The sequence below is a fragment of the Peptoniphilus asaccharolyticus DSM 20463 genome (assembly GCF_900176115.1).
Lineage (GTDB): Bacteria > Bacillota > Clostridia > Tissierellales > Peptoniphilaceae > Peptoniphilus > Peptoniphilus asaccharolyticus.
In genome coordinates, this window is the sequence record NZ_FWWR01000011.1 from 282,136 (window position 1) to 306,226 (window position 24,091).

Genomic DNA, 24,091 nt, shown 5'->3' on the forward strand with positions numbered 1-24,091 from the left:
TAGTTATATATCCTAACAAACAAGTTTTTGATATATAATTTTTTCTTCATACTCACTAAACTATTCTCTAACTAATTCTACAATATTTTTACTTGTTACTTTCTTCATTGCTACATAATATATTATATAATTAATCAAACTAACGCCACAAATAATTGCAAAGCTTACTCTTAATGGGAAAATAGACATGTATTTTTTTAAATTCATATATGGAATTGTCTTTAATAATAAACCAAAAAATATACTAGTTAATAATATCGCCATAACTATCGATTTAAAAATATTTTTTATATTATCTAATAAAAACATTTTTTCTAAATCTTCTACGTACATACCATTACTTAATAGAGAGCCTATCTCCTTGCTTCTATTGAAAAACGTAAGATTAGCCGAAGAATATGAATTTGCTATATTAAGTAAAATTACAGAAAGTATAATTACTAACCCAATAAAATACTTACCCTGTACATTTATACTAACTAATCTATCTGTCCTAATTTGATTTTTAACTATAAACTTTTCTCCGCTTTCAACTGTATTTTCCATTATCTTTTCTATACTACTTGAATATTCTTCAAGCATATCTTTATCAACCTTCATTTCTAGTTCATAGTACATTCTTGGAAATTCCATCCCTTTTTTTGCAAAATACTTTTCAGATTCTTTAATAATTTTTTGAAAATTTTCTATAGAAGTTACTAAGTATACTTGATACAAATTAATACTCTCTTGGTCATCTATGAATTTAGTTAATTTCTTATCTATTTTTATTTCCTGTTCATTTAAATTTTCCAATGCTCTAATATAGACTTTATCAACATTTTTATCAATATATTGAATAAAGCTCGCTTCTGAATAAAAACTCTTTGGATCTTCTTGGACTAAATTTACTAAAATCACATCAGAGTTGTTTTTACTAATTCTTGCAAATCTGTCTTTGTCTATTCCTACTAAAGTTCCGTCTACTAGGCTATCTTCAGAATAGTAAAATAATCCGTCAAATCCTTTTGAATATCCTATATTATTAAATTCTTTGCTGTAATTTAACTTATCAGTATTCACGTAGTAATTTTTCTTTATTGATATCATTGCATTTTCTGATTCAAACTCTTTTAAAATATCATCGAATATCTTTGGATAAACATTTTCATTTGTACTGTATCTTAACAATAAATTAAAGTTTCTTTTATTAATATTTCTCTCACCATTATATACATCTATGGTATTTACACAGATTAGTAACAAAATAAGACACAGTCCTGTAATCATAATCGCAAACATGGCTCTTATATTTTTATTATTATTTTTCTTTAATTCTTTAAATAAATCTCTATGTTTTGTTTTCTTCATAGATTTAGTCTGAATATTCTCTTTTAACCCTTCTAAAATTGAAATTTTAGAAATTATTTTAGTCGGGAATGTTATAGAAATAAACAAAATTATAAATATAATTAGGTTTATCACTATAATAGATATCCAATTAATATATATGCTTCTGGATTCCATAAATAGCAATTTACTTTGAAGTGAAAAAAGCTTATTGAAAATCTTCAAAATTATAAACAGTCCACTTATTTCTCCCAATATAATTGGTAAAATTGAAATTTTAAAAATCTCTTTAAAAAGTAATAAATAAATTTGAAAATTTGTTGCTCCTATAGATTTATACATTGAAAATTCTTTAATTTTATAAATCCCCCAAATTTTAAATATATTTTTCATCATAAATGTAAATATAATTATTAAGACAACAATTACTAAAAGCTTTGATGAAATAAAACCTAAGATATTAAAGCCTTTTTCTGTTATATCAAAAAATCTTAATAAATTTATATTTTCTAATACTGGATTCTTATCCCCTACAATTTTTTCTATTTCTGCCTTTGTCTCATAAGTTTTAAGCAAATTCTTAACTTGTATACAAGGATACATTTCTAATTTATTATCTATTAATGAGTATACTTCTTGAATATTTTTATTAGATTTTGAATCATAAACTCCAACAATTTTAAAACTTAAACTACCTGTACTTTTAAAGATTTCATTTTTGTTATAGCTGAAAGTAGCCTCAATAGGTTTGTTTTTTAGAATCCTCTCTCCTTTTTCAACTTCAATTTCATCTCCTAAAACTAAGTTGAAATTTTTTAAGGTTTTTTCAGACACTAAAAGTTCATTTTTATTTTTAGGTAATTCTCCTATTTTCAAAAAATTTTTCTGCATAGAAAAATAATTTTCATCATACCTATTTATAGTAAATAATTTTTTTCGACATCTTAAAGATTTTGGTTCACTTCTTAATCCAACTAATTTTACATTTTCTAGTTTTTTTATTTTTTCTACTTCATTTACTTTTACCTTTGAATACAATGTGATATGTTCCGGCATATCTTTTTTATAAAAATTATAAACTTCTAAGTTTTGAGTTATTAAAATATAGCTTAAAATTGAAATAACAAATGACATAATAAAAACTGAAATTAATATTGAAATATTTTTTCTATTCATTTTTCTCATCTCCAATATTCTTTCCGTCTTCTATTGTTATTATTCTACTAGCTTGTAAAGCCACCCTTTCATCATGTGTTATCAATATAATAGTCTGGTTTAAACTATGGTTAAAATACTTGAGTATATCTATTATTTCTTGTGAATTATTCCTATCTAGATTACCTGTTGGTTCATCTGCAAGTATTATAGAAGGTTTGTATATTAAACTCCTTGCTATTGCAACTCTCTGTTGTTGCCCTCCTGACAGTTCCGAAGGAAAATTATCTAATTTATTTTCTAAACCTAGCTTATGTACTATGTTATTAAAAAATTCCATATCTATTTTTCTACTATCTAATTTTAGAGGCAACTCTATATTATGTCTTACTGTTAAATTTGGAATTAAATTATAAAACTGATATATCAACCCAACTTTTCTTCTTCTAAATAAAGCAAGTTCCTTATCAGAGTATTCCGATATATCTGTTTCTTCAATAAAAATTTTCCCTTTACTAGGTGTATCCACTCCTCCTATACAATGAAGTAGTGTAGATTTACCTGATCCACTTGCACCTACTATAGCTATAAATTCACCTTTTTCTACTTTAAAACTTACTCCATCCAAAGCCTTTGTATAAGGTTCTTCTTTCCCATAAACTTTTTCTAAATTTTCAACTCTTAATATTTCCATCTTTATCTCCTTATATAATGTATTTAGGTTGTTAAAGGTAACCTATAATCCTTTATCGACTAAATATTATTCAGGTTTGCTGTATAATATTGTTATTAGATAGAGTGTACTCGTTTTCTCCTTGAGATTTAATCTCGTAATTGAAAGAGTGAGTCCTCTAATCTTTTAACTGTTTACGAATAAGTTAGATGTTGACCCTCTTAGGGTACTTCGTATTTAGCATAAGGCAGTAACGTTATTAGATTTTGAGGTGTCTATCTAAAATACTTTTTTGTGAGGTTTCAAATGTTTTATTTAGGTATTGATATTGGTAAAAATACTCATGTTGCTTCATTAGTTGATGATAAGAAAAAAGTTATTTTTAAAGCTTTTTCTTTTTCAAATTCCATTTATGGTGCTGAGAGTTTAATCCTTAAACTAGAAGCTTTCAAAAATGAACTTGAAATTGGCATGGAGGCTACTGGTCATTATTGGTTATCTCTATACTCATATCTTGCCCAAAAAAACTTTACTGTTCGTGTTATCAATCCAATCCAAACTGATGGTTGGAGACAAGGTATCGAAATCAGAAAGAGAAAAACTGATATTATTGATTCTCTTTTAATAGCCGATCTTCTTCGCTATGGTGATTTTGTTGAAACTTCTCTTTCTAATGAGGACTATTTGTCTTTGAGAAATCTTTCTAGATTCAGATCTTATCTTGTATCATCAATTGGTGATCTTAAAAGAAAGACTATTGCTCTTTTAGACCAAGTTTTCCCTGAATATGCTTCTTCTTTTAGCAATATTTTTGGTAAGACTTCTAAAGAAATTCTTTCAAATTTCTCTACTCCTTTAGACTTTGAAGATATCAGTTCTGAAGATTTACAATATTTTTTAGACAATGTTTCTCGAAAGAAGTATGCTTCTAGAAAACTTGAAGAACTTTCTAAGAAAGCTTCTAAATCTTTTGGCATTAATTTCTGCATGGATTCTTTTAGACTTCAAATTAAAATGCTTATAGGGCAAATTTCTTTTATTCAAAATCAAGTTTTAGATGTTGAAAAAGAAATTGAAATTTTACTTGAAAAACTCAATTCTCCAATTAATACCATTCCTGGTATTGGTTCTGTTAATGCTGCTACTATATTAGGTGAGATTGGAGATATTAAAAGATTTTCTAATCCTTCTAAGCTTGTCGCTTATGCTGGTTTGGATGCTAGTGTTTCTCAGTCTGGAGAATATGAATCTACTTACAATCATATGAGTAAAAGAGGTTCTCCTTACTTAAGGCGTGCTCTTTTTCAATCCGCTCTTAGAGCTGAATTTTGTGACCCAGTTTTTTCTGATTATTATCAGAAGAAAATCAGTGAAGGCAAACATCATTTAGTTGCTACAAACGCTGTTGCTAGAAAGCTTTGTCATACTATTTTTGCTGTTTTAACTAAAAATGAACCATATCAACAACAAAGTTAGTTTTTGCTTAATTATGAATTAATTTTTGAAAAAGGTTCTGTAAATGACGAGCTTTGCTCGGGCATAGCCTTTATCATTTACAGGTTCTTTTGAGAAAATTACTATTTAAAAGGAAAAAACTTTGCTAACCCTATTTTTAATCTTAAACTTTAGGGTACTTTTTCATGCTTATTTTTATTCAGTTTTTATCAATATCATTACTTATATTTTCTTTGTTTCACCTCTTGACTTTTAATAGTTAGTCTTTCTTAATTCTATAATATTAAATGAAAGTGATTTTAAAATGACTAAAAAAAGAATTCTAATAAAATTAAAATTCTTTTACATATTATTTATAAAGTTTAATAATAAAATTTGCTCCTTCATTACTATTTTCTACTCTAATTTCTCCATTATTACTTTCTATAATAGTTTTTGATATTGCTAATCCAAGTCCAAATCCATTTGAATCTGGAGTCTTATAAAATCTATTAAATATTTTAGACTTATGCTCTTCTTTTATTCCTCCACCATCATCTTCAATAGAAATAGTTGTAAAAATAGGATTATCGACTGTAGTTATTTTTATTTTATTAACTCCACTTAAATTTAAAGAATTTTTTAAAATATTAATTATTGCCTCACTAATCCAATAAAAATCTCCAGTGATTAATTCATTTGAGTATTTTTCTATTATTTCTATATTTTTTCTTTCTATCTCATTCCCTAAAATATCCAGCACATAATCAAAAATTTCTTCAACATATATCTTATCTTTTTTCATTTTTTCATTTTGTGCATCTAAACTAGATAATTTTAACAATATTTCAACCAATGAATTTAATCGATTGAGTTGCACTTTAAACTTTTGAAATTCTATATCTTCTTTTTCTAAAATTTCAATATCAAAAAGCATATTAGTTATTGGTGTCTTTATTTGATGAGATATATCTTCTAAATTTCTTATTTGAGCTAAAGAATAATCTTTAAATTTCTCTTTTTTTTCCACTATTTCTAAAAATAATTTATATATTTGATCTTCCAAAATCGAAAATTCATCTTGCTTCATTGGAGTTTTATAATTCTTTTTCTCTAAATTTTCAACTAAATTTAAGATTTCTTCTATTCTATTTTTTTCTCTCATTCTTGTATATAAATATAAACCTAATAAACTTAATATCCAACAAATATATATCATCATAAATCCATCCTATACCCTATTCCACGAACTGTAGATATAACTGACTTTTCTGTTTTAGCTCTTATTCTTTTAATAGTTGCTGTCAGAGTGTTATCATTTACAAATTGATTTCTATCTTCCCAAAACCACTGTAATAATTGATCTCTTGTAAAGATTCTATTTGGATTTTTTATAAAAATACTTAATACTTCATATTCTAGTGCTGATAAATCTACATAATTCCCTTTATAAAAAATTATTGATTGCTCCAAATCTAAATTAAATTCGCCCATTTCTATTCTATTTCCATTCTTCATTGGCAAAGTTCTTAAAGCCGCTCCAATTCTAGCTCTTAAAATACTTAAGTTGAATGGCTTTGTTAAATAATCATCTGCCCCACTATCAAGTGCTTCCACTATAAAATCTTCATCATTCTTTACAGTTGTTATTATTACTCTAATGTTCTTTTCTTTTAACACATGAAGTAAATTTATTCCAGATTTGTCAGGCAAATTTATATCTACTATCGCTAAATCAAATCTTTCATCAAGTTTTGCCATTGCTTCTCTATATGAATATGCAGTTGTAATTTTATACGATTCATTCTCTAAGAAAATTTTTAATCTTTCACTTATTTCTCTGTCATCTTCTATTAATAATATTTTACTCATAATTTTCCTCTTATCCGTGTTCTAAAATTTCCCTATAGCTTAGTTAATATCATAGCATTTTATTTATAAACTTTATATCTATGATAAAATATTTATAACAAAACTTTGTTAGGAGGTTTTTTATGAAATATTTTGATTTATACAATGGAAATAATTTACCAGCCGTTGGGCTTGGTGTATATACTCTAGAAAATGAGCCTGAACTTAGAAAAGTTATGATTACTGCTCATGAAGCAAATTATGAATTAATAGACACTGCTTATTTTTATAAAAATGAAGAATTTATTGGTGAAATAATACAATCTGAAAAATTAAATAAATTTAAAATCGCTTCTAAAGTTTGGCCTTCAGATTTCGGAGCAGATGCCACTAAGAGAAGTATTGAAAGGTCTTTAAAATCACTTAGAACCGACTGCTTGGAAATAATGTATTTACACTGGCCGGGCGAAGACAGCGAACAATCTTGGAAAGTCTTGGAAGATTACTATGAACAACGTATTTTTAAAAACATAGGAGTTTGCAATTTCTACAAACATCACTTAGACAAACTTTCTGTGACCGCAAATATAAAACCTCATGTTGACCAAATCGAAACCCATCCCTTGCTCACTCTAAATAATTTTATAGACTATCTAAAGAAAGAAAACATACAACCCATAGCTTGGAGTCCTCTAGCAAGGGCCAATGGAGAGTTATTTAATGACCAAGCTGTTTTAAAATTAGCTAAAAAATATGATGTGAGTGTTGGACAAATAGTTTTAAAATACAATATTGCAAGAGACGTAATAGTTCTTCCTCGTACGACAAAAGAGAAGAGAGTTATTGAAAATATAGATTTATTTAATTTTGAACTTTCCAAAGAGGATTTTGAACTCTTGGATTCGTTGAATATTGATAAGCATGTTTCTCACAGTCCTGATGAAACAGATTGGCTAAAGGAGATTCGCAAGAAATGATTATTTCAAAATTATTATTAAATGCCGGACTTAAACACTACATCTCCGGTTCTCTCTACGACATGAGAGATAATGAAGATATGACAAAGAACTTAAACAATTTTGCAAAAATAATTGAAATTAAACCGAATCAATTTTATACAGCGCACCAACTCCACACTTCAAACATAGAGTATGCAGATGGCATAAGCGGCATTGAACGACCTTATGGCAGAGTATTTGAGAATACCGACGGTCTTATCACTGACAAAAGAGATATTGCACTCGTTGTAAAATTTGCAGACTGCACACCTGTTGTCATGTATGACCCGATTAAAAAAGTTCAAGCGGCTGTTCACTCCGGTTGGAGAGGAACTGTGGAAAGAATTTCAAAAAATGTGCTTGATTTAATGGTGAATGATTTTGGCTGTAATCTTAAAGATATTCTTTGTTTTATAGGCCCAAGCATAGACCAAGAAAACTACGAGGTTGGAGAAGATGTCTATAATGCTTTTGAAAATTTTGAAAACAGAGATTCTTTTTTCAAACCATTTGGCGAAAAATATAAGTTGAGCATGGTGGATGCAAATTTGGATATACTTTTGTCCTATGGCATCCCTTTAGAGCATATTGAAGTTTGTCGAGTTTCAACTTTTAATACTCCTGAGCTCAATTCTGCCAGAAGAGATAATCCGAACTATAAATTAAATTGCATGGTAACCATGATGGAATAAATATTGAAAATCTAAAAACTCATAGTCTCTCAATTAAGAGAAACTATGAGTTCTATAATTCTAAAATCTTTTTTGTAAATTCTGTCTTTTCAAATTGAATTTCATCTATGCTCTTTACAAATCTTTTTTCCATTAGTGAATTTGTGCATATACAAGCGTCAAATCTTTCTAATTCTTCAAAAGATACGTGTCTGATTTCGCATTCTATATTTTTTTCTTCGAGTTTTTTAATAAGATTTTTTCTGTACACTCCAGGCAACAGACCATCTTCGACAGGTGGTGTCACCACTACACAATCTTTTATAAAGAATAAATTTGTATAGCTGCCTTCTGTGATATTTCTATCTTGATTTAAAAATACAGCTTCATCATAACCCAAATTTTTTACGCTTGATAATACCTCATGGTTTAAGAGATAGTTGTTGGTTTTATGGTTATTCAGCAAATTAAATTTGTCTCTTATCTGCTCAACAACTTTTAGCCTAAGTCCTTCTTCAAATTTTTTATCTGAATAGTCTGTAAGTCTTGTCTCTATATGCAGGCTGTAGCCTTCAAAATCTTCTAAGACCATTATTCTAAGTGCTCCATCCACAAGTCCTGTATTCTCAATTTCACGAGCTATCTCAGCTTCTATTCCATCTGCACTAATTCCCAAAAATTCCATCGAATTCTTAAGTCTTAGTAAGTGGTCTTCAAAGTATTCAAGTTTTTCATCTTTTATCTTTATGGTTTCAAAGAGCCCTTTTCCATACTTTATGCCATCAGGTTGTTTCACTTCAACGCCTCGATAAGTTTTAGTGATTTCTGAAGTGTTTCGTTGTATTCATCTTTTACTTCTGAATCCCAAGTTACAGCTCCTCCACCTGAGAAATAACAATCTTCACCTTTTTTAAGAATGGTTCTAATCAATATGTTAAGGTCTGAATTTTCATTAAATGAAATATATCCTAAAGAACCTGTATAAACATTTCTCTTGTATTTTTCAACTTTGTCTATAGCCTCTATCGCCATCAACTTAGGTGCTCCGGTTATGGAACCACCTGGGAATATATTCTTTATTAAGCTGTATATATCTTCTTCATCTCTTAATTCACCAATAATAGTTGCAACAAGGTGGTGTACACTTTCGTAGCTTTCAAGTCTATAGTTTTCAACCGCCTTAACTGTTTCGTATTTACAAGAAAGACTTAAATCGTTTCTCATAAGGTCCACAATCATAAGTAGTTCTGAAACATTCTTTTCACTATTTAGTAGTTCAGCCTTTAATTTTTCGTCTTCTTCTTTGTCAGCTGATCTCTTTATAGTTCCCTTAATTGGTCTTGCCTCAACCATTCTATCTCTACACTTGAAAAATCTCTCTGGTGATGATGAAAGAATTTGATAATCTCCCAAGTCCATATATGTCATAAAATCGGCTTTGTTTATATTTCTCAAGTTTATATATAAATCGTAAGGATCTCTATCGCTCTTTACGGTAAATTGTTGAGTTAGATTCACTTCATACACAATTCCTTTTTTAATCATATCTCTCACATCATCAAAGGCAACTCCATACTCTTCTTCTGTAATTCCCTTTACCATTTCGTGAGTTGTGTATGGTTTTTTTGTTATTTCAGGAGAATAGAATAACTCTTCAATATCACTTATATCTTCTCCATCCATATAGATTATATTAAATTTCTTTGTAGCATTGTCATACTCGACAACTTTAAAATATATTCCAAAGAATGTGTCATATATGTCCACATTTTTTTCAGCTTTAAGCACTATATTGCAATTATCTTCAGTAAAATCGTATGAAAGATATCCAACAGCTCCCCCGACAAAATCTCTTTCATCTTCCACAAAGTACTCTTTCATCAAATCTCTCAACACATCTAACGGATTCTTGTGTATATTAAAATTTTCAAGTCCTTCAACTTCTGTATCAAATCCCTTTGATTTTACTATTATCTTTGGAGCAAATCCCAAGTATGATTTATTTCCTTGATGAGAATTTCCCTTCGCACTATCTAAAAAGAAAGGATATTCTCTATCTTTTATATTAAAAAGTAGCTCTTCCGGTGTTATATTAGTCTCTACACTTTTAGTTCTTATCATTTCTTACCTCTGCCAAAAAATTCTCTATCATTTGTAAACCGTACTTTGTCCCAACAGATTCCGGATGGAATTGTACTGTTTCAATTTTCATAGACTCATCTCTAAGTCCCATTATAACTCCATCTTTTGTCTTTGAAGTTATCTTCATGCCATTGTACTCTCCGTCCACAAATAAATTATCTTCTGCAACTAAAGAATGGTATCTCATAACTGTTGTAGGATTTGGCACGCCTTTAAACACACCTTTTCCATCGTGTTCTATCTCGCTCATCTTTCCATGCATAGGACGTGTACCCTCTACAACTTTTACTCCTCTTGAAACGGCAAAAGCTTGATGTCCTAAACAAATTCCAAGTATAGGATACTTTCCTTGCAACTTCTTTAGAATCTCCAAGCTTATTTTAGATTCTTCAGGACTTTTTGGCCCTGGAGATATAACGATTGCCTCAGGATTTAATTCAACCACTTCGTCTATAGTGATTTCGTCATTTTTCTTCACTACAACTTCTTCTTTTAATATGTTCAAATAAGTCACAACATTGTATGTAAATGAATCATAATTATCTATCATCAAAATCATATTCTCACCCAAATAAATTATTGTTCTAATTTAACATTTTTCATCTTTTTTATTAGCTTTTATAAGTAGTATAATAGAGAATGTAGTTGGACTACATATTCTATTTAGGGCAGTCTTATAACTTGACTACCTTATTTTACTCTGATAGTATCGATTATAAATTAATATGTTATTTATTACAAGCGAGGAAAAAAATGAATACAGAAAACAAACAATTGAACACTTTTGACGATTATATAGACTGGATGTATAACAGAGGTTCCAGCGGAGAAAAGCACACAATGGAAAACGTCGGACGTCTATTAGCTGCTTTCGATAATCCTCAAGACAAAATTAAAGTTATACACGTTGCTGGTACAAATGGTAAGGGCTCAACTTGCCACTATATGCAAAGCGCTCTATCTGTAACTTCAAAATGCGGCCTTTTCATATCACCTTACATGGAAACTATCTTAGAATCTATTTCCATCAATGGAGTTCAGATATCAGCCGAAGACTTTATGAGATATATTGATGAGCTTAAACCTGTAGTTGAAAAACTTGATGAGGAAGGATTCCACAACACTTACTTTGAAGTGCTAACTGCTATTATGTACAGATACTTCTATGAACAACAAGTTGATGTTGCAGTGGTTGAAGTAGGCTTAGGCGGACGTGTTGATTCAACAAACATAATCAAGGCACCTCTTGCATCAGTAATCGTTACAATTTCTATGGACCATGTAAATATACTTGGAAACACTATTGAAGAAATTGCTCAAAACAAGGGTGGAATTATAAAAGACAATCGTCCAGTTTTTGTATATCCTCAAAAACCTGAAGTTATGTCAGTGCTAAGAGAAATTGCAGAAGAACACAATTCTGAATTTTTCACTTTCTCACCTGATGAAATAAAAGATATCGATTTATCTCCAGCAAAAAATCAATTCACTTTTAGAAACTTTGTAAACGCAAAGACTAAACTTGTTGGAATTCACCAACTTTACAATGTATCTCTTGCCCTTATGGTGCTTGAGCATTTTAAAGATGAATTCAATTTAACTGATGAGATAATTTTAGATGCTATATTCACAACTGAAAACCACGGCAGACTTGAAGTTATATGTGAAGAACCAGCAGTGCTCATAGATGGTAGTCACAATGCTGAAGCTATCGAAGCTCTACTACAATCTTTAAAAGCTTTTAAATACAACAGATTAATCGTTGGATTCAGTATCTTAAAAGACAAGGACTATGACTTTGTAATTTCAAAATTATCTTCTATCGCAGATGAACTTATAATCACTAACATAGATAATCCAAGAGCTTTCGAGCTTGAAGATTTGAAAAAAGAAGTCTTAAAGAAAACTGAAAATGTAACTGCCATAGCTGATAGAATCGAAGCTTATGAACATTCAAAAACACGTGCTAAAGAAGGCGACTTAGTGCTATGGTGTGGCTCTCTATACTTAATTAGAGAATTCAGACTTTACGAAAAAAACAGAAAATAATATTAAAAAATCCTTTCCGATTTTGATATGTACCCTCTTTACTGGACAAACCAGTAAGGAGGGTATTTTTATGAAATATAGTTATGAAATAAAAAAAGAAAGCGTGCAATTGTATAGAGATGGTAAATGGCCTGATACACCTGAAAGGACCAACGAAAAAAACTTTCATGATTCAATTAGAATATGGGTTAGGTTAGAAGAACTTCATGGACCAGAAATTTTAAAACATGGAAATAATATCAATTGGACACCTGATGAGAAATTAGAAATGGTATCTAAAGTGTTAGCTGGAAATTCCATAACATCTATAGCAGTTGAATATGGAATTAATCATGGACAGCTTTATTCATGGGTTAACAAGTATAAAAATTATGGATATAATGGTCTTGTAAATAAAAAGAGAGGTCGTAAATCTAAAAATACAAGTATGAAAAATAAAAATATCTATAAAGCAAAAGAACTTAATGAATCTGAAAGAGAAGAACTAATAAAACTTAGAGCAGAAAATGAATATATAAAAGCAGAAAATGAATATATAAAAGCAGAAAACGAAATAATAAAAAAAGAGATCGCCTTGAGAGAAGAACGTTACGCTGCGCAACTCAAGGCGAAAAAGCAGCGATTATCAAAGAACTCAAAGAAGAAGGATACAGACTAAAATATCTTTTAAAAGCTATTGATATGCCAAGATCAACATACTATTTTGAAATAAGTAAAGTTGATAAGATAAAGATTAAGAATAGTCACATTGCAGATAAAATAACTCAAATATTTAACTTCCACAAAGGAAGATATGGAGTAAGAAGAGTATATATGGAGTTGATAAATCAAGGTTATATCATAAATCATAAAAGAGTTCAAAGAATAATGCATGAGCTAAAACTATTTGGAAAAAGATCTAAGGAAAAATAATCACTCATATAAGGGGAAGGTAGGTAAAGTAGCTAATAATATAATAAATAGATATTTCAAGGCAGATAAACCTCTACAAAAATGGACCACAGATGTGTCAGAATTTAAATTCTCTTGGGGTAAATGCTACATATCTCCAATACTTGATATGTATACCAATGAGATAATCTCTTACGACCTATCCTTAAGTCCTAACTTAAATCAGATATCAAATATGTTGAAAAAAGCATTTAACAAATTTCCAAAACTAGATAACTTAATACTACATTCAGATCAAGGTTGGCAATACCAACATGAATATTATGTAAATGAGCTTAAAAAACATGGCATAAGACAATCAATGTCAAGAAAAGGTAATTGCTATGATAACTCCATAATGGAGACATTCTTTGGAAGATTAAAAAATGAAATTTATTATGGTTATGAAAAGAGTTATAGCTCTTTTGAAGAATTTTCAAAAGCAATAGAGGAATATATTTACTATTACAACAACGAAAGGATTCAATCAAAAACAAAATGGATGCCACCTACAAAATATAGGTTAGCATCCACTAATAATTAATTAAATATTGTGTCCAGTTTTATGGGTACACATCATTTATTTCAGAAAGGATTTTCTTTATTTATTTAGACTCCGCTAAGTTAGCTTTATCTATATATTCTTGAAGTTTTTTACCGTCTTTATTTAATTCCTCCAAACTTGTTCCATTTGTATTTAGAATTAAATCTACAGCTTCTCTTGTATATAAACCTATTTCTTTATTGCTATTAAAATATTTTAACTCACCCAAGTTATCAATCATTGCAAATGTGACTACTGCTTGGTCAAATAGATTTGCCTCACCTTCTCCGCTAAGGTTTACACTTAGTCCATAAGGTTCTTTTTCAGATTGAATTTCAATATTGTCATAAGCTAAGCCATTAGGATATTTTAATCCATCTACTATTGCTATAACTTTTGAATTGTCTCCAACATATTTTGTCTTATTTAATTGATACTCAGGAGTTTTTGTAGAGCACGCTACCAAAAGCAATGTCATTCCCAAAACTAAAAATATCTTTTTCATATTAGAATCCTACTATTATTCCGCCCATATCTGCATAGCCTGTTGCCAATCCCTTAGTATGAACTATCAAAATATCTTTGAAGTTATGAAGTTCTTTTACTTTGTCGGCTAACATTTGAGCTTTTTCAAGGCCCTCTGCATGGGAAATAACTAATATTCTCTCTTCTAAGTTATCAGCTAAGCTACCCAATTCTTTTGCAAGTTTTAATAGAGATTTTTTAAATCCTCTATTTATTTCATGAATTTCAATATCTCCATTTTTGTCTGGTTTCATTATTGGTCTTATGTTAAGCGCTGTTGCTACTAAACCTGTCGCCTTTTTAATTCTTCCATTTTTAATTAGATTATCTAAGTTTTCTAAAATGAAAAATGTTTCATTATTTCCTACTGCTTCTTCTATCTTTTCTATTTGAGCTTCGAAGCTAATTTCTTCCTTCATTATCTCGTCTATTTTAAGTATTAAAGAAAGTTGTCCGGCGCTTGCTGTCTTTGAATTTACGATATAAACTTGCTTATCTGGATGCTCTCTTAAATATTCCTCACGAGCTATTACAGCTGCATTGTTTGAGCCTGATAGCAGTTCTGATATTGTAACTATTATAATTTTATCTTCTTCACATTCATTTAGCTTTTCAAGGTAGTCATAAGGTGATGGACATGAAGTTCTAATTGGATTTTTAGAAGCTTTCATTGCCTCTATGAATACATTTAAATCTAAATTTTCGTCATCAACGTATTCTACTCCCTCTATTGCTATCTTAAAAGATACCAACAACACCCTAAGCTTTTCTTCTAATTCCTGACTTATATCGCAAGATGTGTCTGCTACTATTCTATAACTCATGTATCCCCCTAATTTAGTTTAAGCTCTATGAAATCAGCAAGTTCTCTCGCTTTTTCTTCCATTAGCTTTTCGTCTTCGCCCTCGATCATAACTCTGATTAAAGGTTCTGTACCGGATGGTCTAATTACCACTCTGCCGGTTTCTCCAAATTCATTTTCTATTTTTTCTATTTCTTCTTTTACCTCAGGAAAACTCATGTAGTTATTTTTTAAATCATTTCTAACTTTTGCATTTATTAAAACTTGAGGATATGAAGTCATTAAGTTGTTTAATTCACTCAATGGTTTTCCAGATTTCTTTGCAACTTCTAACAAGTGAAGTCCTGTAGCTAATCCATCTCCTGTTGTATTGTACTCTAAAAATACAACGTGGCCTGATTGTTCAGCTCCTATTACATAGTCCTTTGATATCATCTCTTCTAAGATATATCTATCACCTACTTTAGTTTGCACCAAATCCACTCCAATGGAGTTTAAATATTTCTTAAGTCCTATATTAGACATAATAGTTCCAACTGCTGTATTGTTGTTTAGTCTGCCATGTTCTTTTAGATATGTTGCACAAATTGCAAGTATGTGATCTCCATCTATGATGTTTCCCTTTTCATCCACTGCAATTATTCTGTCGGCATCTCCATCGAAACTCATGCCCATATCAGCCTTTGTTTCCAACACTAAATTTTGGATAATTCCAGGGTTTGTAGAACCACAGTTGTCGTTTATGTTCATACCGTTTGGCTTGTCGTTCACTACAACCACTTCTGCACCAAGTTTTTCCAAAACATTTTGTGCAATTTTATATAGAGCACCATTTCCTATATCTATTGCTATCTTCATGCCTGTCAAATCTACATTTGATATTTCTATTAAATACTCTTCATACTTATGAAGTAATTCTTCACTGTATTTCATAGACCCAACGTCTGCATGAGTTGCATTTTTGTATATTTTAGTATCGTCAAATATAAGTTCTTCAATTTGATCCTCAACTCTATCCGGCAATTTATATCCATCTGCTGAGAAAAATTTTATACCATTGTGTTCAAAAGGATTGTGTGATGCTGAAATAACTACACCAGCTAAGTACTCTCCAGTTCTTGTCAAATACGCTATACCAGGAGTCGGTATAACCCCTGTGACTTCTACATCTAACCCTATGGACATAAGCCCACTCACAAGAGCCGCCTTTAATAGTTCCCCTGATAGTCTTGTATCTTGTCCAACTATTACTTTGCCTTTTTTATCCTTTGACAATACATATCCCGCTGCTCTTCCAACTTTATACGCAAGTTGTGGAGTTAGTTCAAGATTTGCAACTCCTCTTATTCCGTCAGTTCCAAATAATTTACCCATTTCAACCTCTATTTTTTAAAATTTCTATAAGATATTCTTTTTTATTGAGCTGCGGTTTATCCAAGACGATTTCCTCAAGATACCTAAGTATCTCTCCTATCTTTCTGCCCTCACTATATCCGAGCTCTTTTATATCGTTGCCATTTAAACACAAAAATTTTTCTTTAACAGTGTCTTCTTTTAACAACTGTTTTATCCTATCTCTGCGATTAAGTAAAAAATCCATGTCTCTATCTGCTATTGTACACATTCTATCCGCAAGCATTAAGCTGTATAAGTCCAAAATGTTTTCCACACCAACTCTTCTTATCTGTCTTCTAAGAGCCTTGTCTGTCATTTCTTCATGAACTTTCATGTGCTCATAAATAAGAGTTTGAACTTGCTTTATAAAATTTTTCGAATAACCAAATTTTCTTAAAGCCTTTTCAGCTATCTCTGCTCCAACTTCGTCGTGTCCATAAAAATGGCCTTGTCCATTTTCATCTAAAGAAAAAGTTTTTGGTTTGGCAACATCGTGCAACATAGCTGCCATTCTCTGTTTTAAATTTACTTCGGTGCTATCTACCACACACTTTATATGCTCAAAAACTGTCTTGTCATGATATTTTGTCCTCTGTTCAAATCCAACACAGTCGTAGAGTTCCTCCAAAATATACTTTAAAGCCTTTGTTCTTGCTAATAATTCAAGTCCTCTTGACGGACTATCAGACAACAATATCTTATTCATCTCAGGCTTTAATCTCTCCGGAGCAACATTTTTTAAAAGATGTGAGTTTTCAAGTATCGAATTAAAAGTACATTCTTCAATCTGAAAATCTAACACGGTTGCAAATCTAATTGCCCTAACCATTCTAAGTGCGTCTTCTTTAAATCTCTCATCTGGATTTCCAACTGCCCTTATGATTTTATTCTTTAAATCATCTCTTCCACCATGCAAGTCTATAATGTCTTTGTCCATAGCCATTGCATTTATGGTCAAGTCTCTACGTGTTAAATCTTCTTCTATTTTATTTGAAAACATAACTTTATCGGGATGCCTTGAATCACTATATCCCTGTTCAGTTCTGTAAGTTGTTATTTCAAAAGTTTCATCTTCAAATATAACGGTGATAGTTCCATACCTTTTGCCTAAGCTAAGTGTCTTATACCCTTTAAACACTTCTATTATTTCATCAGGCAAAGCATTTGTAGTTATATCATAGTCATCCGGTTCCTTTCCAAGCAGTAAATCTCTTACACAACCTCCGACCATATATGCCTCATATCCAGATTTTTTCAATCTTATGAGTATTTGTTCAATTTTACTTTGCATTATATCACCTTTTTATTATTATACCATATTCATTGCAATTCGGTTAATAGAGAGGTGTTACTTGTTGGGAAATAAAGTGGTATAATGTACCAAAAGGAGGATTACATGAAAAAATTAATAATAACTACTCTAATGCTTAGTTTGATGCTAAGTGCATGTAATAAAAACCCAGCTGAGCCAACTTCAAACTCTACTAAGAGTTCAAGTGTTGAAGTATTGACAAACCAAAACGATGGTGAGAAAGTTACCAAAGCTGAAGATACTACAGATGAAAAAGATAAAAAGAATACTGAAGATAGTGAAACTAAAAAAGATGAAGTAAAAGATACCAACATAGCTTCTTTAATTAAAAGTGCAGATTACATATCTCGCATTCGTGTAACTGCAGTTGGTACTTCTACTGATGTAAACTTTATTGAAGATTACAAAGGTGATCTTTCAAATATCGTATTAGATATTCCTAAGGGATTAAAAGAAAACAGAGAATATATTTTATTCTATACAGATGGAAAAGACGGTAAGATAGTGCCTGTATCTGAAGACTCTGCTTTTATAGAGTTAAGCGGTGTTGATGACAGTAGACTTAAATATTTAGATAGGGAGTTCGGAGTTAAATCCACTCCAGGAATAGTAGAAACTACAGATTCAAAAAAATCTACAACTAAGGACTCAAAAGATTCTACTACAAAAAAAGATACTACTAAGACTACAACAAAAGACACAACTAAAACTACAACCAAAGAAACTAAATCTTCCACTACAGAAGATAAGACTACTAAAGAGACTGTAAAGTCAACTAAAGAGACTAAACCATCTACAACTGACGAAAAGACAACTAAGGATACAAAGACAACTAAAGAAACTACTACAAAGGAAAAATAAGGAGTTTATAATGAAAAAATTTCTAATACTTTGTCTTGTATTACTCATGGCAACACCCGTATTCGCCAAGGACATAACAATCACTCTTGATGGCAAGGAAATTAAGAGTGATGTGGCTGCCTATATCGAAAAAGATAGAACTTTAGTGCCTATAAGATTCATTTCAGAAAACTTAGGTTATGGTGTCAAATGGAATAACGAAACCAGAGTTGTTACAATATCTGACTCAAATAAAAAAATCGAATTGAAAATCGATTCAAAAGATATCAATGTTGATGGAAAGATTTCAAAAATGGATGTTGCTCCGGTTATAAAGAAAGATAGGACATTTGTTCCGCTTAGATTTGTAGCTGAGTATATGGGATTGAACGTGGATTGGGACGCTAAGACTTACACAGTTATCTTAAAAACAACTCAAGCCAAACCATATATCTCTGAAATCAACTCTCTTTTAAAAGAATTAAATTTAAAAAACGAAGAGTTGAAAAAATATTTCTATGCAGAAGAGACTAAGCATTCAAGAAATGAAATAGAAAGTAAATTTGAAGTTTTAAGAAATGATATTCAAACTATTTTGGATAAGATAAGAAATATGAATGTGCCTGCAGAAAATACAATGAGCCACAAGCTAATCTTAGAAGCTTCAGATTTGACATCTGAAATCTTAAAAGAATATAGAATTGGAATTTTGGATGGCGATAGCTCTCACGCTAGAAAAATTGTTGAACTTCAAACTAAACTTGCCGTAAAAACACACGAAGTTGCGAATGCACTTGAAGCTGAAAAAAATGGTAAAGTTTATACTCCGGATGTAGACACTCAAATCTTTAATAGAGCCGGAGAAATCGACAAAAACAAAAATCCATTGGATGATGAATTAATACAAAACTTATTAAAGAAAATATAATTTTTGCCCCTTAAACTTTTATGTTCAAGGGGTTTTATAATGCCATTTTTAATTAGTAACAAGAATCTTGATTCCTTCACAACTCAAAAATTGAAAATTGCATAAAAAAAGAGTGCTCCTAAAGCACTCTATCTCAAACCTAAAAGGTGTAATATTTCTTTTTTATATTCTAAAAATTCTTTTGTGAGTGTAAAATCGCCCTCACTACTTTTAATAACAATTTCATTTTCGATTTTACCTGGCGAACCTATCATCAAATATATTCTATCTGACATTTCAAGTGCCTCGTCAATATCATGCGTTATAAATATGGTAGAGAGATTTAATCTTTGACTAATCTCTTTGTACCACTTGTGCATTTCTTTTTTAGTTATTGCATCGAGTGCGCTAAAAGGTTCATCCAATAGTACAACTTCTTCTGATGCAAAATAAGTTCTTAAAAAAGCTGCTCTTTGTCTCATTCCTCCCGAAAGAGAATTTGGATAAGACTTTTCATATCCAAGCAGTCCAAACATTTCTAAATACTCATTTGCCTTTTTAACTGCAATATTTTTTTTAACCCCTTTTATTCTAAGCGGTAAAATTATATTGTCTAAAATTGTCTTTTGTTCTATCAACAAATCTTTTTGGAGCATATAGCTTATGTGCCCAGGCTTTGCAGTTATCTCTTCGCCTTTTAATATAACCTCTCCGCTGTCTGGGCTTTCAACTCCCGAAATTATATTAAAAAGAGTGGTCTTTCCCACTCCACTAAGACCTAAAAGGGAGATTATCTCTCCCTTTCTTAAGTCTATGGATATATCTTCTATTATCTTCTTACTCTCATAAGATTTTTCTACATTTTTTACTTCTAATATTTTCATTTTATTCCGGTAAATATTCGTTGCTAAATCCGAAGTCTGCTGGAATTTCTTTTTCTATTAGACCATTTTCAAATAGCCAAGCATAGAAATTGTTCCAACGAGTTGAGTCAAACTCGCCCCATCTTTTAGCCTCTGAAATATATTCATCTTTTAAATATTCTTGACTTGCCATAACTAATGCTGAATCAAGTTCAGGATTGTCTTTTAATAAAATTTCTGCTGCTTCTTTTGGATTTTCAATTGAGTATTCATATCCTTTTTTAAGCGCTCTTAAAAATGCCTTTGCAGTTTCCGGATCTTCTTTCAAAAACTCATTGTTTGCAATTATTGTTGGAGTGTAGTAGTCAAAAACAGGATTTATATCTTTGAATGCAAAATAATCTACTGCAACATTTTTAACTTGCGCTGCAATTCCATCCCAACCATAGAATATCCAAACAGCATCTATATCATTTCCCAAACCTGTAAATATATCTGAATAGTTTGATGGTACTAATTGCACTTTAGAAAAATCTCCGCCATCTTTTTCAACAACATTTTTTATCATAGCTTGTTCCACTTCCATTCCCCAAGTTGCATATTTTTTACCTTCCATGCCCTTAGGTCTGTCCATTCCATTTCCCTTTAGAGAAACTATTCCTGATGTATTGTGTTGTACAAGCGCTGCAATATTTGTTACAGGAAGTGGTTCATCTTGTGCATAAGCTGCTGCTATTGTATCTTGATAGTCGATACCCACTTGAGCTTTTCCTGATGCTACAAGCACTGGTGCTCCGTCTTGTGGTGGTTGAACTATGTTTAACTCGATTCCTTCTTCTGCAAAGTATCCAAGTTCTTTTGCAACATAAATTCCTGTATGATTTGTGTTTGGAGTATAGTCTAAAACAAGTGTCAATTCCTTTGTACCGTCTTTAGACTCTTGTTTTTCTCCACACCCAACCAATAACATCATACCTATTAAAATTAAACCTATGATTTTCTTCATTTTCTATTCTCCTTTTTTGTTTTTAACCACGGCATGCTCAATCGTTGAACTAAATCTACCATTTGAATTAAAAGTATACTCAAAATTGAAATTAAAAATATTACTGCAAACATCCTATCAAAAGCATACGACTTTCTAACCCTTGTCATATAAACTCCCAAACCGCTATATCCGCCTAGCCACTCAGATATAACTGCTCCAACTATTGAATACGCTGCAGATATTCTAAGACCCGCAAAGAAATATGATTTCACATGCGGCAATTTGGCATACCATAAAATCTGTAGCTTATTCGCTCCCATAGACCTAAACAATTTTATGACATCCGGATCAACCGACTTAAACCCATCCAAAACTCCAATAGTTATCGGGAAAAATGTAACCAACACTATCAATACTATTTTGGCTTTCATTTCATATCCAAACCACAAAACCAATAGCGGTGCTATGGCAACGGTTGGTATAGTCTGAGTTATTATCAAAATTGGATAGAGAGCCTTATATAAGAAGTTGAAATTCTCCATTACAAGTGCCATCACAAACCCTAATCCAACTCCAATTCCAAGACCTATAAAAGCTTCAGCCAAAGTTACTTTTGAATGCTCTAATAGAAGTGGAAAGTCTCCAACAAATGCCTTAACCACATCAATCGGCCCCGGCAACATATACGAAGGCATAAATCCCAAGCCGGATAGTAATTGCCAAATTAATAGAATACTTAAAATTCCAACAGCGGGTAGAATTCTATTTATGGTATTTAGATATTTTTTCATCTGTTGTCAAAATATGTTTCTCAGGACTGTAGACAAGCTTTATATACGAACTCACAGAAGGAGCTCCAGCTTCTATAGCTTTTAATTGACTAAATTTTATAATAGCCATTATGTCTTCTAAATCCCCTTCAACTGTAGTTTCAAAAGGCCCAACATAGTATTCAAGACCAGTTGAATCAATATAAGCTATGACTTCATCTACAATTCTTACAACTTCTTCATCACTCTCAACTCTTGGTAGAGTTTGAAGCGCCAATGCACAATTCATATAATTCCTCCAAATAAAAAAACTATAGCTATAGCTATAGTGAGTATAAAAAACACTTCCCTACGCTAGCATTACCTATCAGGTTCCAAGGGTCATCTTTAAGATTCTCAGCTTTCGCTCCCCTAGTGAAAAAATATTTAATTTACTTTTACATTATAGCACAAATGAAAATTTATATTATAATGATTTTATACACGTTAGGAGAAAATTATGCTTATAAATGCACATGACCACTTTAATTTTTACAAAGATATAAATTCAGGTTTGAGGACAATTGAAGAAAATAAAATATACACTCTTGTAAACTCTATGACATTTGAAGAATATATTGAACTAAAAAATAAATATTCCTCACATCCACTTATCAAAATCGGACTTGGTATTCACCCTTGGAAAGTGGATGAAAAAACAGATTTGTCCATCTTAGAAAATGAAGTTTCAAATTGTGATTTCATAGGAGAAATAGGACTTGATTTCTATTGGGACGAAAGAATCGATATGTATAAAAGACAGGAGATAATCTTCGAAGAGTTTTTAAAATTAGCTGATAAGTATAAAAAAGTTGTAAATATTCATACCAAAGGAGCCGAACGAGAAGTCCTTGATTATTTAAAAAAATACAATACAAAGTCCATTATCCATTGGTATAGTGGCGATATCTCTCTAATAAAAGAATATCTTTCCATCGGCTCTTACTTTACCATCGGCCCCGATGCAGGATATTCTAAACTTACAGATGAAATAATAAAGCTGTTGCCTCTTGATAGAATATTAACCGAAACAGATGGTCCCACTTCAATTGAATGGTTGAATGGTATCTATACAGAGAGCGACTATATTTTAAAAATTTTAGAGCACATATCCAAGCTTAAAAATATTTGCATTTCAGACTTGAAACAAATAATCTACCAAAATTATTTGTCCCTAAATATAAAATAGACAAGCCTTAAAATGATGTGTACCCATAAAACTGGACACAATATTTAATTAATTATTAGTGGATGCTAACCTATATTTTGTAGGTGGCATCCATTTTGTTTTTGATTGAATCCTTTCGTTGTTGTAATAGTAAATATATTCCTCTATTGCTTTTGAAAATTCTTCAAAAGAGCTATAACTCTTTTCATAACCATAATAAATTTCATTTTTTAATCTTCCAAAGAATGTCTCCATTATGGAGTTATCATAGCAATTACCTTTTCTTGACATTGATTGTCTTATGCCATGTTTTTTAAGCTCATTTACATAATATTCATGTTGGTATTGCCAACCTTGATCTGAATGTAGTATTAAGTTATCTAGTTTTGGAAATTTGTTAAATGCTTTTTTCAACATATTTGATATCTGATTTAAGTTAGGACTTAAGGATAGGTCGTAAGAGATTATCTCATTGGTATACATATCAAGTATTGGAGATATGTAGCATTTACCCCAAGAGAATTTAAATTCTGACACATCTGTGGTCCATTTTTGTAGAGGTTTATCTGCCTTGAAATATCTATTTATTATATTATTAGCTACTTTACCTACCTTCCCCTTATATGAGTGATATTTTTCCTTAGATCTTTTTCCAAATAGTTTTAGCTCATGCATTATTCTTTGAACTCTTTTATGATTTATGATA

The 24,091-nt window shown here is 30.7% G+C and carries 26 protein-coding genes and 1 riboswitch; of the genes, 10 read left to right on the forward strand and 16 right to left on the reverse strand.

The window, feature by feature from the left end:
• Positions 1-60: 60 nt before the first annotated feature.
• Entirely contained in the window at positions 61-2,505 is a 2,445-nt protein-coding gene (locus tag B8869_RS09120) for an FtsX-like permease family protein (RefSeq protein WP_159445257.1), read from the reverse strand.
• Positions 2,498-3,178: an ABC transporter ATP-binding protein gene (locus B8869_RS09125; RefSeq protein WP_084231314.1), complete on the reverse strand. Its 681-nt coding sequence runs from the start codon at positions 3,176-3,178 to the stop codon at positions 2,498-2,500. The genes B8869_RS09120 and B8869_RS09125 overlap by 8 nt, the downstream gene beginning before the upstream one ends.
• A 285-nt stretch (positions 3,179-3,463) precedes the next feature.
• On the opposite strand from B8869_RS09125, the gene B8869_RS09130 reads away from it, so the two are divergent.
• Positions 3,464-4,633: an IS110 family RNA-guided transposase gene (locus tag B8869_RS09130; RefSeq protein WP_084229931.1), complete on the forward strand. Its 1,170-nt coding sequence runs from the start codon at positions 3,464-3,466 to the stop codon at positions 4,631-4,633.
• A 328-nt stretch (positions 4,634-4,961) separates the two neighbouring features.
• Here the strand turns inward: B8869_RS09130 and B8869_RS09135 are convergent, their stop codons facing one another.
• Positions 4,962-5,810, reverse strand: a complete 849-nt coding sequence (locus B8869_RS09135; RefSeq protein WP_084231343.1) for a sensor histidine kinase — start codon at positions 5,808-5,810, stop codon at positions 4,962-4,964.
• Positions 5,810-6,463: a response regulator transcription factor gene (locus B8869_RS09140; protein WP_084231315.1), complete on the reverse strand. Its 654-nt coding sequence runs from the start codon at positions 6,461-6,463 to the stop codon at positions 5,810-5,812. Before B8869_RS09140 ends, B8869_RS09135 begins: the two co-directional genes overlap by 1 nt.
• Before the next feature lie 122 nt (positions 6,464-6,585).
• Between B8869_RS09140 and B8869_RS09145 the strand changes: the two genes are divergently transcribed.
• Together B8869_RS09145 and pgeF are read left to right on the forward strand one after the other, a co-directional pair.
• Positions 6,586-7,419 (forward strand): aldo/keto reductase, encoded by an 834-nt coding sequence (locus tag B8869_RS09145; RefSeq protein WP_084231316.1) that lies wholly within the window; start codon positions 6,586-6,588, stop codon positions 7,417-7,419.
• The gene (gene pgeF, locus B8869_RS09150) at positions 7,416-8,132 is read left to right on the forward strand and encodes a peptidoglycan editing factor PgeF (RefSeq protein ID WP_084231317.1); all 717 of its coding nucleotides are present in this window, start codon (positions 7,416-7,418) and stop codon (positions 8,130-8,132) included. The genes B8869_RS09145 and pgeF overlap by 4 nt, the downstream gene beginning before the upstream one ends.
• 52 nt (positions 8,133-8,184) lie before the next feature.
• Here the strand turns inward: pgeF and B8869_RS09155 are convergent, their stop codons facing one another.
• From B8869_RS09155 to B8869_RS09165, 3 genes are read right to left on the reverse strand one after another with little or no spacing between them, the layout of a single operon-like run.
• Complete coding sequence (locus tag B8869_RS09155; protein ID WP_084231318.1) at positions 8,185-8,907, reverse strand: aminotransferase class IV; 723 nt, start codon at positions 8,905-8,907, stop codon at positions 8,185-8,187.
• Entirely contained in the window at positions 8,904-10,232 is a 1,329-nt protein-coding gene (locus B8869_RS09160) for an anthranilate synthase component I family protein (RefSeq protein ID WP_084231319.1), read from the reverse strand. Before B8869_RS09160 ends, B8869_RS09155 begins: the two co-directional genes overlap by 4 nt.
• Positions 10,219-10,812 (reverse strand): anthranilate synthase component II, encoded by a 594-nt coding sequence (locus B8869_RS09165; protein WP_084231320.1) that lies wholly within the window; start codon positions 10,810-10,812, stop codon positions 10,219-10,221. Before B8869_RS09165 ends, B8869_RS09160 begins: the two co-directional genes overlap by 14 nt.
• A gap of 194 nt (positions 10,813-11,006) precedes the next feature.
• On the opposite strand from B8869_RS09165, the gene B8869_RS09170 reads away from it, so the two are divergent.
• The 4 genes from B8869_RS09170 to B8869_RS09185 all read left to right on the forward strand — a co-directional run bounded on the left by B8869_RS09170 (position 11,007) and on the right by B8869_RS09185 (position 13,776).
• Positions 11,007-12,302 carry a bifunctional folylpolyglutamate synthase/dihydrofolate synthase gene (locus B8869_RS09170; RefSeq protein ID WP_084231321.1) on the forward strand — a complete coding sequence of 432 codons (1,296 nt, stop codon included), beginning with the start codon at positions 11,007-11,009 and terminating at the stop codon, positions 12,300-12,302.
• Positions 12,303-12,372: 70 nt separating this feature from the next.
• Positions 12,373-12,960 carry a helix-turn-helix domain-containing protein gene (locus tag B8869_RS09175; RefSeq protein WP_084231322.1) on the forward strand — a complete coding sequence of 196 codons (588 nt, stop codon included), beginning with the start codon at positions 12,373-12,375 and terminating at the stop codon, positions 12,958-12,960.
• Positions 12,961-12,983: 23 nt separating this feature from the next.
• Entirely contained in the window at positions 12,984-13,214 is a 231-nt protein-coding gene (locus B8869_RS09180; protein ID WP_084231323.1) for an IS3 family transposase, read from the forward strand.
• Positions 13,189-13,776 carry an IS3 family transposase gene (locus B8869_RS09185; RefSeq protein WP_084231324.1) on the forward strand — a complete coding sequence of 196 codons (588 nt, stop codon included), beginning with the start codon at positions 13,189-13,191 and terminating at the stop codon, positions 13,774-13,776. Before B8869_RS09180 ends, B8869_RS09185 begins: the two co-directional genes overlap by 26 nt.
• 61 nt (positions 13,777-13,837) lie before the next feature.
• On the opposite strand, the gene B8869_RS09190 is transcribed toward B8869_RS09185, so the two are convergent.
• Genes B8869_RS09190 through B8869_RS09205 form a run of 4 tightly spaced genes read right to left on the reverse strand, consistent with a single transcriptional unit; the run spans position 13,838 to position 17,789 of the window.
• Positions 13,838-14,281: a DUF4825 domain-containing protein gene (locus tag B8869_RS09190; RefSeq protein WP_084231325.1), complete on the reverse strand. Its 444-nt coding sequence runs from the start codon at positions 14,279-14,281 to the stop codon at positions 13,838-13,840.
• A gap of 1 nt (position 14,282) precedes the next feature.
• Complete coding sequence (locus tag B8869_RS09195; RefSeq protein WP_084231326.1) at positions 14,283-15,125, reverse strand: DegV family protein; 843 nt, start codon at positions 15,123-15,125, stop codon at positions 14,283-14,285.
• Positions 15,126-15,133: 8 nt separating this feature from the next.
• Positions 15,134-16,477 carry a phosphoglucosamine mutase gene (glmM, locus tag B8869_RS09200; protein ID WP_084231327.1) on the reverse strand — a complete coding sequence of 448 codons (1,344 nt, stop codon included), beginning with the start codon at positions 16,475-16,477 and terminating at the stop codon, positions 15,134-15,136.
• A 1-nt stretch (position 16,478) separates the two neighbouring features.
• Entirely contained in the window at positions 16,479-17,789 is a 1,311-nt protein-coding gene (locus B8869_RS09205) for a CCA tRNA nucleotidyltransferase (RefSeq protein WP_084231328.1), read from the reverse strand.
• A gap of 105 nt (positions 17,790-17,894) precedes the next feature.
• Between B8869_RS09205 and B8869_RS09210 the strand changes: the two genes are divergently transcribed.
• The gene (locus tag B8869_RS09210) at positions 17,895-18,671 is read left to right on the forward strand and encodes a hypothetical protein (protein WP_084231329.1); all 777 of its coding nucleotides are present in this window, start codon (positions 17,895-17,897) and stop codon (positions 18,669-18,671) included.
• 10 nt (positions 18,672-18,681) lie between these two features.
• Entirely contained in the window at positions 18,682-19,578 is an 897-nt protein-coding gene (locus B8869_RS09215; protein WP_084231330.1) for a copper amine oxidase N-terminal domain-containing protein, read from the forward strand.
• 128 nt (positions 19,579-19,706) lie between these two features.
• Here B8869_RS09215 and B8869_RS09220 read toward each other — a convergent pair whose 3' ends face one another.
• Genes B8869_RS09220 through B8869_RS09235 form a run of 4 tightly spaced genes read right to left on the reverse strand, consistent with a single transcriptional unit; the run spans position 19,707 to position 22,467 of the window.
• Entirely contained in the window at positions 19,707-20,441 is a 735-nt protein-coding gene (locus B8869_RS09220; RefSeq protein ID WP_084231331.1) for an ABC transporter ATP-binding protein, read from the reverse strand.
• A 1-nt stretch (position 20,442) separates the two neighbouring features.
• Entirely contained in the window at positions 20,443-21,426 is a 984-nt protein-coding gene (locus B8869_RS09225) for an ABC transporter substrate-binding protein (RefSeq protein WP_084231332.1), read from the reverse strand.
• Positions 21,423-22,199: an ABC transporter permease gene (locus B8869_RS09230; RefSeq protein ID WP_084231333.1), complete on the reverse strand. Its 777-nt coding sequence runs from the start codon at positions 22,197-22,199 to the stop codon at positions 21,423-21,425. The genes B8869_RS09225 and B8869_RS09230 overlap by 4 nt, the downstream gene beginning before the upstream one ends.
• A complete protein-coding gene (locus tag B8869_RS09235; RefSeq protein ID WP_084231334.1) occupies positions 22,171-22,467 on the reverse strand; it encodes a thiamine-binding protein in 297 nt (98 codons plus the stop codon). The genes B8869_RS09230 and B8869_RS09235 overlap by 29 nt, the downstream gene beginning before the upstream one ends.
• A gap of 40 nt (positions 22,468-22,507) precedes the next feature.
• Positions 22,508-22,601: riboswitch (TPP riboswitch) on the reverse strand.
• 76 nt (positions 22,602-22,677) lie between these two features.
• Here B8869_RS09235 and B8869_RS09240 point away from each other — a divergent pair.
• Positions 22,678-23,406 carry a TatD family hydrolase gene (locus B8869_RS09240; protein ID WP_084231335.1) on the forward strand — a complete coding sequence of 243 codons (729 nt, stop codon included), beginning with the start codon at positions 22,678-22,680 and terminating at the stop codon, positions 23,404-23,406.
• Between the two features lie 48 nt (positions 23,407-23,454).
• Here the strand turns inward: B8869_RS09240 and B8869_RS09245 are convergent.
• The coding region (locus tag B8869_RS09245) for an IS3 family transposase (protein ID WP_234989827.1) at positions 23,455-24,091 on the reverse strand (637 nt) is incomplete at its 5' end.